Here is an 11,909-nt window from a genome sequence, read left to right as displayed (position 1 = left end):
TGGCGGATACCCCGCAAACCGGGAGGCCGACGGTTTATATTCGCCTCATCGGCGTCCTTGAGGGCTCGTCGCCGTACTACGATGACGGTTCGGCGCAGTTCTTCAAGCGGGTCCGCGCGGCTTCGGAGGGGGGGCTGGACATTCGCCTGTCTGCGGAGACGCCGGAGTATGCCGATCTGATCAGCGGACTGACCGGCCTCACGACCTTTGTGACGCCCTATCCCGAGACGTCCGAACAGGTTCCGCTGCCGGATGGTGACGACTTCACCGTGCTTTGTGCCGGGTCCGCGCGGCTCGACAAAGGGTTTCTGGATCTGTTCGCGATCGCCCGTGAAAGCATGGCGAACCCGCCCAAGAAAATGGGACTGAAGTTCGTGACCCAGACCCTGCCCCTCAAGGGGCACGAGCACTGGGATTCCTACACGTCGCAACTCTACGCCCTGAGAGGCGTGACCCTGCTTGACCCGGTCATCACTTCCGAGAAGATGCATGACCTCTATCGGGACAGCGACATCGTGCTTCTGCCCTACGCCAGGGACGTTTACCGGCTGCGGGGGTCTGCGGTGATGATGGAAGCCGCCAGCGTCGGCCGACTTTGCATCACCCTCAGGGGCACGGCCTTTGCGCGGCAGGTCGAGTACTACGGCCTCGGTGATCTGGTCGATGAGCCTTCACAGATGCCGGCTGCGATCCGGCGACTGGCGAACGGCGGCCGTGATGAAATGGCCGAGCGAATTCGACAGGCGCGGGCGCGGTTCTATCTGGACGTGCGTTGTTCCTATGAAAACTGGTTCCGGTCGGAGCGCGGGTGATGAAACGTCGAATCCTTTACATCGGACACGCGTTCCACCTCAGGACGCGGTCGAACCGCTTCATGCTCGATATCCTTGAGAAGGCGTTTGACGTCACGCTCGTCTACGTCGATCCAGACAAGCTGCACGAAACCAATTTTGACGTTTCGGCCGCGGACTACGACATAGCGGTCGTTTACCAGCTCGATTTCCTGGCCCCCATCTTTCTTGCGAAGGGCTTGCCTACCGTTGTCATCCCCATGTTCGATGGCTCTGAACACATGCCCGAGGGGCATTGGCAGATGGCGAACCAGGCGCGCTTTGTGGCCTTCTCGCGCCATCTGCATGTGAAAATTCAACGCGCCGGCGGCACCTCGCTGCTGGTGAAGTATTTCCCGAAAGTCTCGCCGAACCCCGTGCGGCGCATGAACAGCCTCAACGGCTTCTTCTGGGAGCGGCGCCCCGACAGCCCGATCAACACGCAGATGGTTGCCAGAGTTATCGGCAACCAGTTGGACAAGTTGCACATCCACCAGGCACCGGACATCCCGTGGACCACCGAGACCGCTCTGCCGCCCCAATTCGGCAACACCGAGATATCCACGTCGCAGTGGTTTGAAAACGCGTCCGAGCTGGACGATATCATGTCCCAGTCCAATGTCTATTTCGCGCCGAGGCTCAGCGAAGGTATCGGCATGGGTTTCCTTGAGGCCATGGCGTCGGGAATGATGGTCATCGCGCACGACGCAAGCACCCACAATGAATACATCGCGAACTGGCAGAGCGGCATTCTCTATACGTTGGGAATCGACGGACCTCCGCATGTAAACTGGGAGCTTGCCTACGAACTTGGCATGAACGGCCGCCAGTCCGTGGCCGACGGTCGCAACGCGTGGCTTGCCCAAATTCCGGAAATGATCGACTGGATCGAGACAACGCCTGCGCCTGACATCGCCGAGGTGAATGCCTCGATGCTGGCCAATGAGATCCCGAAAGCCTACCTCGCCGGGTTCGGATCCTATCTCCAGTTCCTGCGTCGCAGCACGCCGTTGATCCATAAGATGTCACCGGCCCTTGATGAAAAGCGGTCCCTGGCACAGCGGCCTGCGACCTTCCCGGACGACGATGAGGCCGGCCTTGTGCCCCGGTTGTCCACGACCGTGATGGGCTTCGGGACGTCTGAGACAAGACCATTTCTCGTCAGCGGCTGGTCGCACGATGAAGCTGGCTTTGTCTGGATGGACGGAACGGTCGGCGTAATCCGGTTCGCCAACTCCGCCGAACTGAGCACCAGCACCTGCATGACGGTGACCTGTCATGCGCCCCAGTCCATCGTCGGACAAAAGCTGGCCGTGGTGCTCAACGGCTCGCTCTGCGGTTCGATCGACGTGGGGGACGCGACCCAGTCCACGACCTTCCCCCTGCCCGAAGAGGGCCTGAGGAAGTTCAATGAAATCAGGCTGTTCGCAGGGCAGGCCCTGACGGGCGGTGCCGATCCACGGGCGTTGAGCGTCGCGATAACCTCGATCATATTCGAGTGAACAACCCTCGATCGCTTGCGCCTGTCACAGCGATCGAGACGGTGTATTCCGACTGGACCGAACTGAAACGGGTGACGTTCACGCTGCGAAGCGGGATGAACGTCACCCGGCACGTCGAGGATCACGGGCGCTCGACGGCCGTACTGCCCTATGATCCTGTGCGGCGCTGCGCCTTGCTCGTGACAATGGCCCGCGCGCCCGTGGTCCTTGCCGGTGTCGAGGACCTTCTCGAGGCCCCGGCCGGGCGAGCCGACGATCGCGAGAGCCAGGAGGTCGCCAGAGCAGAAGCGCTCGAAGAGTGTGGCGTTCGGCTGGGAACGCTGGAGCGGATCATGGAGGCCTGGACCATGCCCGCGGTCTCGTCCGAGCTCAGCGCCCTGTTCATCGCGGAGTACAGCCACGCAGACCGGGTCTCTCCAGGCGGTGGTCTGTCCGAAGAAGGCGAAGAAATCACCGTCGTCGAGCAAGACCTGGATGTGCTCTGGTGTCTTCTCCTTTCTGGAGGTCTACCCGATCTCAAGACGGCATTCCTGCTTCAGGCTCTGCGGCTGCGTCGGCCCGAACTTTTCTCGGGCCCGATCGTAAACGTACAGCCGGCCCTGGGTGCCGAATTCCTGAACCGTTGAGACCAGAGGTCCACGGATAGCCTGCAAATCGCTGCCGGTTCCGCCGCTGCGGACGCGAGACATGATTGGAGCACATAGAGGCCACGCCCCGGCCTGCCGCATTCCGGTGTTGCAAGGGCCTGGGCAATACCTGCGTCAGAATCGGCAAGTGGCCCTGACGTAATCCACTATGCTCTAGGCACGACCGCCTTCAATCACGGCAAACGGCCCGGTGAGCTCGAACTCGATCGTCTGGGGCGTGGCGAGTGACTGATCTGCATAGCCCCAGACCCGATGCGTCCGCAAAGACTCGGGCAACTGTACGCGCACGCGGCCAGCGTAGCCTGATCCCTTGTTGAGGACATGACGTCCCAACTGCTCCCCCTTCTCGACGCTGTTCCAGAAGAAAAGGCGCCAGGCACCGTCCGGGGCAAGCAGCCCCCGAACGAAGACAGACCAGTGACGCTCGATCTTCATTCCCGACCAGGGTGTAACAATTCCGGACTTGCCGTAGGCCCCGAGCAGTCGGTCCACAAGATCCTGATCGACGTCCCAGTTGGCGCGGATCATACGTGCCGCGAAGTCCGGATCGTCGTGGCCGATGACCGACACTCCGAGATCGAGCGCCTTTTCGATCACGCGCTGCCCCGCCGAGGACAGGGCCTTGCCGTCGGGCACAATCAAGGTTCGCACCCGTTCCAGACGTGCCGCGCAGCGGGCTGTCGCCGCCGCGCCGACGTTCAGCCCCGCCACGCTCGCACCCAGCATGGCTCCACGAAGTCTTGCGAAATCCTGCGACTGCTGGAGCGCCTCGCTGTCGGCCAGACAAAGGACATCGGGCTCGAACACCGGCGCGGTCATCGTCGCCGCCAGCTGAAGCCGTTCGATCTCGGCCCGCATCTCATTCAGGGATGCCGTGTAAGATGTGTCTATCCGGCCCTCCAGCGTCATCGGGAAGTAGACGTGGACAGACTCGTCGGCGGCTAGCAGCGGTGACACTTCATGCACCAGTTGATCCGGTGCCTTTGGATACTTTCTACCGCCACCCTCTGGCTCCACAAAGAGAGGCATCACCACCTCGCGTTCCTGGCCGGGGTCGAGAACGACCGCCGTTTCGATCCACGCGTCCAGGGGGCCGAAAAAAGGCGGGAGATCGGATGTGATCAGTGAAAGGCCCTTGGGGGGCGGAATGGGGTGTCGAAAAGTGAAAGCCAGATTTACCGAGCACTTCAGTTCTCGAGGGCGCTGGTGCAGAAAGCTCGCCAGATTTTCGATATATTCGCCGTAGGTTTCGACGGTGAGTTTTCGCTGATCCGCGACGGACTCCGCGTCCACGGGCCCCGCCCATCCCATCAGCCGCTGCCCGGCCAGACGCCGATGCTCGTTCTTGCCTTCGCCGACCGCCCAGTAGTCGCCGTCAAAGAAGAAGCCGTCTGGATCGTAGCGATCGAGAAGCTCGGTCAGGAAAGGCTTCAGCCACTCGTCGACATACGGTGAAGCGTGGTCAATTCGACCGGACAAGACGCCGTCCATCCGTTGGCGTTCCCAGTCAGGGCGCTCTCGTACGAGAATATCGTTCCTCAGCGTGCTGGCATACAGCGCGTAATCAATCCCGCGCTCGCGCGCGAGCTTGCGCCAGAGCTCGGGCAGATCGTACCGGAGCCCCGGTGCGACCTTGGCGATCGACGAGGGATATTGGGCCAGTCCGTCGTGACCCAGCGCGAACACGGTCAGTCTGGTCGGCCGAACATCATCGAGAAACTGAGCAAGCTCATCCACGTTGAGATCCGGAAGTGGATAGTTCTCCAGATTTGCGTCTAGGTGGTTGTCAACGAGAATGGCAATTTTCATCCGGCAGCCCCAGCGTCCAGATCGATGTCCAGAACCGCGGCGCGGACACCGGCACTCATGACGGTGAACGGTTCCGCTGAAACCTTTGCGACGAGGCGACGCATCTGTTGGCCGTAAATCCCGTGAACCTCGCTGGCGTCGCCGGCCTCCAGCCGCTGCGTGATCGGAGCCAGATCGTTGGTTGGCCCCTGGAACGCAGGAAACCCCCGACCGATGCCGCCGCCTTGTGACCGGACCGCAAACCGCTCATCGAGTAGAGCGACTAGCGCGCGACCCGACACAAAATTGACGGCACAGGGCCGGTTCCCGGCACGCAGAGCCGCCGGTCCGGCCACGGCCTTGCAGAAGCGATCGAGCACGAACCGCGAGTCGACACTGCCGTTCTCTAGCCAATCTTCGGCGCATCCGCTCGCAAGAACCAGCGCCCTGGTCGTCGAAATCCGGCCCAGCAGGACGTTCTCATAGACGTTGAGCTCGACCGCCTGCCAGTAGTCAGGCTGGGAGACGATCATCTCCCAGTAGTTGCTCAGGCGTCCCGGCTCGAACGCGACATTGTAGAGTTCGCGATAGGCGAACGTCCCCAGCAACTCGCTTCCGACGCCGAGACCGCACAGGGCCAGTGACGACGTCGAGAGACTGAGGATCACGCCACAGTTTTCTTCTCCGGCCGGCGCTGCCGACAATGCGGCCGAAGCTTCTGCGTGCGCGGCTATGTCGAAGCGAAGCGGGCCTACGACAACGCTCGTGCTCTGTTCGACGGACATCGCGGCCGTCGACTGGAAGACCACGCTCGCGCCGGAACTCAACAGGCCGTCCGCGAGGCCGAGTAGCGTGCACCAGAAATGCTGCTGTGGCGCGAAATACCGATCGACGAGATCGAATTCGACCTTCGACACCAAAATCGCCGTCTGACAAACCAGATCCGGTTGCCGCTCTGCCAGGAAGTCCCGTGCAAGCACCGATCCGGCCGCCAGGTCTCGCCAGATGGTCCGGGCCAGCCGCATCGGCAGTTCCGGATCGGTACGACCGAACGAATCGACAACGATCCTTCCGAGAGTGAATCCCTCCTGGCGGAGATTGAACTCAAGGTTCTTCCAGTTGTCACCGATGAAAAGGAAGCGAATCCTCACCGTCGGCCCGGACGCCAATCGGCCCGGGATGGTGAAACCTATGTCGTCATCGTGCCAGCGCACGCCGTCACTCGAAGGATTAAGGGTTTCGACGACCTCCCCTTCGACCTCGATTGCCACCGCAGTCCGCAGCAAGGCGTTGATGCGTACCCGATGGTCGGCACCGGGGACGACCGGCAAAATCAGTTCGGCACGATCAAGTCCCCACCGGAATGCCTTGTTGTGAAAGAAGTTCATGAAGGTCAATCGACCCTCACGGTACGACCACCGGTCGCCGATCAGTGCCCCGTCGGTCGCCGCGCCCATGTTGACTTCGTAGCGGTAGGTCTGTGGCTCGAACGTCGTCAGGTGCGCCCTCGACTCGACGGGTATCGACGAGTTCGAAATGTACGGCGCGCTCGGAACAAGGATGATCTCCTGTTGCTCGGGCAGGGTCAGGTAGATGTCCGGATGCTGATAGGACGAGTCGTCCTGGACGATCTGCCCAATCAACTGCCCGTCGCGTGCTGAGTAAACGAGCCAACTGAGTTCAAGCCGGTGCGAGAACCGTTCGTTGAGGGCAATGCCGGTGGTGAAATGACGCGTCCGCAGATCGAAAAGAACCCTGACGCATCCGAGGTGGTCGCTCTCAATGCGGTGCCACAGGGGAGCCGTCAGAACCTCATCGGTAGGCGTTGTGATCAGCGCCTCGCCGAACACCGCTGCGGTGTCGTCCAACATCCAGTCCCCTTTTGGCACTCGTCACGCGTGTCGGACGTCAACCAGACCGATCGACCCTTAGCCGTCCCCGCAGGATTAGCGCAAGGTCTTTTGCGGGAGGATACGGCCTCTGTGCACTACGACGCTCCGGCTCCCCAAGCACCTGTCGCCAAAAGTGAAAATACGGACCGATACGGCGGATATGGCTTTCCATGATCACGGCCGAATGAGTAAGAGTGAGATGACAGGCATGACAGGATCCGCGTTGCATGGCGTTTGCCTCGGCAGTGAAGAAGCACTCGACCCTCATCGGTGCCCTTATCATGCGGGAAGTCACCACGCGTTTTGGGCGCCAGGGGCTAGGTTTCCTGTGGGTGATCGGCGAGCCGTTGATGTTCTGCGTCGGCGTGCTGATCATGTGGGGGTTCATCAAACCTGAGTACGAACACGGCGTGCGCGTCGGTCCCTTTGTCATGACGGGCTATATGTGCCTGCTGATCCTGCGACATCTGGTGACCGGCAGCATAGGTGCCGTCCAGTCCAACGTCGGTCTGTTTCATCACCGCCAGGTGAGCATCAATCACGTCATGTTTGCACGGAGCATCTCCGAGTTCATGGGGGGCACCCTCGCCTTCGTGATCGTCTATGCCGCCCTCATCATTCTCGGAGAATGCGAGCTGCCGTGGAACTGGATGCTGTTTTATGGGGGTTGGTTCTTGAACGGCTGGGTGGCGTTCGGCCTGTCATATCTCTTCGCGGCGCTTTCCGTGCGGTTCGAGATTATGGAGCGGATTGTCCCCGTCTTGACCTACGCAATGATCCCGGCGTCCGGCTGTTTCACCATGGCTTCCCTGATCCCTGAAAAATACAGGGAGGGTTATCTCCTGATCCCCATGCCGCACGGAGTCGAGATGGTCCGTGGCGCGGTCTTCGGTGAGTTCGTGCACGTCTACTACCACCCCTGGTACGCCTTCGCTTGGGGCGCTGTGTTGCTTTTCTCCGGCATCGTGCTGCTATCCGACGCCAAGGATCGCGTTCTGATCGACTGACGTCGATTGTGCGTGCTAAGCTCGGGCTGCCCCATGGAATTCATATGACCGATCCGAATCTTACCTATCTGGGCCCCATCCCAAAGGCGTTGACCTACGACAAGAAGCCGAGGCCGTGGTGGAAACGCGTGCCGCTGGCTTTCGTGATCGTCGTGGTCGTGCCGACCGTGCTGACCGTGGTCTATTATCTGCTGATTGCCTCACCCCGGTATGTCTCGGAGACGATGTTCATCGTCAGGGCCGCGAATGCGTCGCAGCCATCATCCCTTGGGTTTGCCCTTGAAGGCGTCGGGCTGGGAACCACTCAGTCCGACGCGTTTGCCGTCCACAAATACGTCAACTCCCGCGATGCGTTTCAGGACGTGTCCAGGCAGTTCGACATTGCCAAGGTGCTGGCACCGGCTGGCTCGGACGCCTTTTCCCGTTTCCCGCGTCCTTGGGAAAAGCGGACCAACGAGGGCTATTTCAAGGGGTTTCAACGGTTCGTGGACATCGGCTACGACTCGTCGACCGGTATCACGACCCTGAGGGTCGAGGCCTTCACGCCACGTGAAGCCCGCGGCATGACCGAGGCTCTGCTCGTCGGCAGTGAGAGCTTGATCAACCGGATGAATGAACGGGCCGCCGCCGATGCCATCAAGGAAGCGACGGATGCACGCGATCGCGCCCGCCAACGGCTGTCAGAAGCCCAGCAACAACTGACCGGTTTCCGTAATCGCGAACAGTTCATTGACCCCGAAACCACGGCGACCGAGAGTACGCGCCTGATCGGAGGGCTATTGTCCACCGTTGCCCAGCTGAAAGCTGAGCGTGCCCAAGTTATGAGCGAGGCACCTTCCAGCCCGCAACTGCCCATCATCAACAGCCGTATCGCGGCCTATGAGGGTCAGATCGCGCGCGAGCGAGCCAAGATCGCCGGCGACACAGGCTCGCTGGCACCCAAGCTCAGCGCCTACGAGGATCTGTCGTTGAATCGCGAGTTCGCCGATCGCGAACTGACGGCCGCCACCGCTGCCCTGACCAACGCGGAGGCCGAGGCTCGTCGCCAGAAGCTCTACCTCGATCGTATCGTCGCGCCGAGTCTGCCCGACGAAGCGTCCGAGCCACGCCGGCTGGTCTCAATATTGACAGTGTTGATTTCGACCTTGCTGGCCTACGGCCTCGGCTGGTTTATCTGGGCCGGTGCGCGTGAGCACAGGCAGGACTGATGCCTGTCGTCGGAGACATCGGGCTTAGCGTCCAGAATCTGTCCAAAACCTATCACGGGACCCACACTCCAGTTTTCTCGAACCTGAATTTCGAACTGGGTCGAACGGGACGATTGGCCATTCTGGGGCGAAACGGTCAGGGCAAATCGACGCTGATCAAGATGCTTGGCGGTGTGTTGCCGACGAACGAGGGGCATATCCGGTGGCGAATGTCCTCGTCGTGGCCCATTGGGTTCGGAGGAGGTTTCCAGGGTAGTCTATCCGGACTGGACAACATTCGATTCATTGCGAGAATTTACGGTCGCAAATACGAGCATATCCTTGAACGGGTCGACAACTTCGCAGAGTTGGGACGCGCCCTGAGAGAGCCGGTCAAGATCTATTCTTCGGGTATGCGTGCCCGCCTTGCTTTTGGGCTGTCCCTGGCGATCGAGTTCGATTGCTACCTTATCGACGAACTCGTGTCGGTCGGGGATGCGCGGTTTCAACGCAAATGCAATGAGGAACTGTTCCAGGCACGCGCGGATAGGGCCTTCATGATGGCCTCTCACGACGTCAATATGATCGCTGAGCACTGTGACCGCGCCTTGATCATCGAAAGCGGCAAGGCCAAGATTTTCGATGACGTGCGCGAGGCGATCGACGTCTATTCTTGGTTGCGTGCCGCCTGAGCGGGTTCTGTTTGTCGAGCCATTCTCGGACACGGCCTGGTAGGAATCGCGCAGCTGCATGAGTTTGCGCCACGACGAACGCCTTGGCCAAACACTTACGGTTTTCGAACCCTATCTGACTTGGATGCGCGGCTGTTATGTCGTCCGTTTCATCGGGGAGTTGATCGCTGGTTGGGCTATAGCTCTTGATTGCCGCGTAAGCGGAACGGTTTGGTCAGGATGTCGCGGCGCGTGAAGTTCGCCGGAATGGTCGACATCGTGTCGAATGGGGCTGTGGAGTTCACGGTCGACAGTGAGGAGACTTCGTTCGGTTTTCTGATGACGACTCTCGGCGGTCTCGCTGACGATGGCTTTGAGTTACGTGGCGTGGTTGTCGCTGCCGTCGAGAATTGCCGGGCCGGATAAGGACGACGTAGTGCGCGCTCGGTGCTTGAATTACGCCGTGTCGGAAGCGGGCTCGCATGGCCCAAAACCTTGGGTTCGGGTTGGCGCTGGCTTCATCATCCTCTAGTGAACCGATATGCAGGCCATCACCGAGAGCGGGTCGTCTTCGGCTATGACGGAACATTCCAAGAAGGCGGATTTTCTTCGGTTGAACAACCTTCTGACCGAGGTGTCGCTGGAGAGAACCCGAGCCGGTCGGCGGACCATCTACGTCGATCTGATGCATGACAACCTGCATTATCAAATGCGGTCCCTGGTGATCGGCAGAGCGGTGGCGCATCTGTTCGGCCTGCCCCTGGTGGGCATTGTCGGCAATCCCGGCGTGGTTCGGCGGTCTGCCTATCTGCCTCCCAAGGACGTCGATCTCAAGTTGATCCGCTCGTTCGGGATCCGAAAGATCATCAGGGTTCCACAATCCCAAGTCGACACACCGACTTCGCAGCAGAACGCAGAGGCGCTCAGAAAAATCATCGGAAACCGCCTTGAAGGCGAGGTCGTGCCTGCGGAGGCGATCCGGGCCTTGACGGCCATGTGCGACGGCGCTGTGCATCTGGGGCGGTTTCTCCATGGGACCGTCCTGCGGTCTCAGCTGATGCCGGAACTCATCGGCGGACCCTGGCTGGACTCGGCGATCGACGACTTCGCCCGGCTGGACGCCTGGCTTTGTCGTCAGCTTTTGGATCAACCTCCTGCCGCCTTCGTTACGGGGCACGCGGACTACGCGCCCTGGGGACTTGCGGTCGAACGCGCCATCGCCGCAGGTGGCATCGGCGTCCACTTCCATGTCGACGTCCGGCTCCCGATCTATCTGCTGCGCCGCAACGCGCCGGGGTTGACACTGCACGGCCAGATGCGACGCGCCGATGCCCAGGCGTTTGAACGGTTTCAGAAGCGCGTCGGGAAATCCCGGTCGGCGGCCCGGTTCGCGGCAGTGCGCCACGGGCGAGCGTACGAATTGTCGAAAAACTGGCGTTGGGTCGGTGCAACCCAGGCCGTGCAACCGTCCTGGCCGTTTGAGGAGGGCCTGCCCTGCGTCTGCCTGTTCACACAGACGTTCACCGACCAGCCCAGTTCCGACGAAAGCGTGTTCGTCGACTATCTTGAGTGGGTCGAGGCCACGCTCGAACATGCCGCCAAGCATGGCGGCTACAATCTGCTGATCAAGGTTCACCCATACGACGGGAATTTCGATCTGGCTTTCAGCATCAACCGGCTCGAAGCCGAATATGCGCACTGTCCCAATATCGCGTTCGTTAGGACCCAGATTCCCCACGTTGAACTGGCGCAAAAGTGCGTCCTGGGGCTCACCGTCCGTGGCACTCCGGGCCTTGAAATGGTCGCCGAGGGGCTGCCCGTGCTGCTCGCAGGCCTTGGGACCTACAGCGATCTCGGCCTGGCGCAGGTCGCCAAGGATGTGCGAAACTACTTCGAATGTATCGAACGTGCCGTCGCAAAGGCCCGACGAAAGACGCATCGAAGCACGGCCCGAATGTTCATGGCCTGGAACCGGATCCTGTCGCCGACAGGTTCAGGGTTCCTCGGACCCTTTGACACCTCGCCTCCGAACGCGGCGTTCTGGGAACGCGCGGCCTCGGGCGTTCATGCGACGACTGTGGAGGCGGACGAACTGACGCAGACCCTGGCTCGCGGGTGGCAGGAGGAGCCTGACCAGGCTGCGGTCCGCTTGATTTCCCCTGCTTTGGAACAACTGGTCGAGCGTTGGTCCCACGAAAGCGGGCAGGCCTCCGGAGAATCGAGCGGGGCGTCTGCGGACGCCTGATCACGCCGGGCGGCCCGGTCACCGGCGGAGCGGAAGTCTCGGTGAGCGCCGTGTCCGATCGCTCAGAACACGCCGCGCCAATCCGCCAGTGGCCTGTTCAGCGCGTCCCGTTCGGACCGGGGTTCTGGGGGTACGAGGAG

At 61.0% G+C, this 11,909-nt stretch carries 10 protein-coding genes; 8 read left to right on the top strand and 2 right to left on the bottom strand.

What is annotated here, in order from left to right; all coding sequences use genetic code 11:
- From ACILQR_RS12505 to ACILQR_RS12495, 3 genes are all read left to right on the top strand, one after another.
- Positions 1-812, top strand: an 812-nt coding sequence (locus ACILQR_RS12505; protein WP_395651734.1) for a glycosyltransferase, incomplete at its 5' end; no start/stop codon positions are given.
- A complete protein-coding gene (locus ACILQR_RS12500; protein ID WP_395651733.1) occupies positions 812-2,332 on the top strand; it encodes a glycosyltransferase in 1,521 nt (506 codons plus the stop codon). The genes ACILQR_RS12505 and ACILQR_RS12500, both read left to right, overlap by 1 nt.
- Complete coding sequence (locus ACILQR_RS12495) at positions 2,329-2,958, top strand: NUDIX hydrolase (protein WP_395651732.1); 630 nt, start codon at positions 2,329-2,331, stop codon at positions 2,956-2,958. Before ACILQR_RS12500 ends, ACILQR_RS12495 begins: the two co-directional genes overlap by 4 nt.
- A gap of 174 nt (positions 2,959-3,132) precedes the next feature.
- Here the strand turns inward: ACILQR_RS12495 and ACILQR_RS12490 are convergent, their stop codons facing one another.
- Together ACILQR_RS12490 and ACILQR_RS12485 are read right to left on the bottom strand one after the other, a co-directional pair.
- Positions 3,133-4,788 carry an alpha-L-fucosidase gene (locus tag ACILQR_RS12490; protein WP_395651731.1) on the bottom strand — a complete coding sequence of 552 codons (1,656 nt, stop codon included), beginning with the start codon at positions 4,786-4,788 and terminating at the stop codon, positions 3,133-3,135.
- Positions 4,785-6,638 (bottom strand): hypothetical protein, encoded by a 1,854-nt coding sequence (locus ACILQR_RS12485; protein WP_395651730.1) that lies wholly within the window; start codon positions 6,636-6,638, stop codon positions 4,785-4,787. The genes ACILQR_RS12490 and ACILQR_RS12485 overlap by 4 nt, the downstream gene beginning before the upstream one ends.
- Before the next feature lie 248 nt (positions 6,639-6,886).
- Between ACILQR_RS12485 and ACILQR_RS12480 the strand changes: the two genes are divergently transcribed.
- The 5 genes from ACILQR_RS12480 (at position 6,887) to ACILQR_RS12460 (ending at position 11,769) form a co-directional block, all read left to right on the top strand.
- On the top strand, positions 6,887-7,666 hold the full coding sequence (locus tag ACILQR_RS12480; protein ID WP_395651729.1) for an ABC transporter permease: 780 nt from the start codon (positions 6,887-6,889) through the stop codon (positions 7,664-7,666).
- A 44-nt stretch (positions 7,667-7,710) separates the two neighbouring features.
- Positions 7,711-8,874, top strand: coding sequence for a chain-length determining protein (locus ACILQR_RS12475; RefSeq protein ID WP_395651728.1), 1,164 nt, complete (start codon positions 7,711-7,713; stop codon positions 8,872-8,874).
- Positions 8,874-9,545, top strand: a complete 672-nt coding sequence (locus tag ACILQR_RS12470) for an ABC transporter ATP-binding protein (protein WP_395651727.1) — start codon at positions 8,874-8,876, stop codon at positions 9,543-9,545. The genes ACILQR_RS12475 and ACILQR_RS12470 overlap by 1 nt, the downstream gene beginning before the upstream one ends.
- 231 nt (positions 9,546-9,776) lie before the next feature.
- Positions 9,777-9,950, top strand: coding sequence for a hypothetical protein (locus ACILQR_RS12465; protein ID WP_395651726.1), 174 nt, complete (start codon positions 9,777-9,779; stop codon positions 9,948-9,950).
- Positions 9,951-10,065: 115 nt separating this feature from the next.
- The gene (locus tag ACILQR_RS12460; RefSeq protein WP_395651725.1) at positions 10,066-11,769 is read left to right on the top strand and encodes a hypothetical protein; all 1,704 of its coding nucleotides are present in this window, start codon (positions 10,066-10,068) and stop codon (positions 11,767-11,769) included.
- Positions 11,770-11,909 lie beyond the last annotated feature (140 nt).

The organism is Brevundimonas sp. (assembly GCF_044239655.1).
In the GTDB taxonomy this organism is placed as follows: domain Bacteria; phylum Pseudomonadota; class Alphaproteobacteria; order Caulobacterales; family Caulobacteraceae; genus Brevundimonas.
This window is presented reverse-complemented; position numbering and strand designations above follow the sequence as displayed.

Bases quoted from the DNA above. Each gene is read 5' to 3' on its own strand.
- ACILQR_RS12500 (WP_395651733.1), top strand. From the start codon at position 812: ATGAAACGTCGAATCCTTTACATCGGACACGCGTTCCACCTCAGGACG.
- ACILQR_RS12490 (WP_395651731.1), bottom strand. From the start codon at position 4,788: ATGAAAATTGCCATTCTCGTTGACAACCACCTAGACGCAAATCTGGAG.
- ACILQR_RS12485 (WP_395651730.1), bottom strand. From the start codon at position 6,638: ATGTTGGACGACACCGCAGCGGTGTTCGGCGAGGCGCTGATCACAACG.
- ACILQR_RS12480 (WP_395651729.1), top strand. From the start codon at position 6,887: ATGGCGTTTGCCTCGGCAGTGAAGAAGCACTCGACCCTCATCGGTGCC.
- ACILQR_RS12475 (WP_395651728.1), top strand. From the start codon at position 7,711: ATGACCGATCCGAATCTTACCTATCTGGGCCCCATCCCAAAGGCGTTG.
- ACILQR_RS12470 (WP_395651727.1), top strand. From the start codon at position 8,874: ATGCCTGTCGTCGGAGACATCGGGCTTAGCGTCCAGAATCTGTCCAAA.
- ACILQR_RS12460 (WP_395651725.1), top strand. From the start codon at position 10,066: ATGCAGGCCATCACCGAGAGCGGGTCGTCTTCGGCTATGACGGAACAT.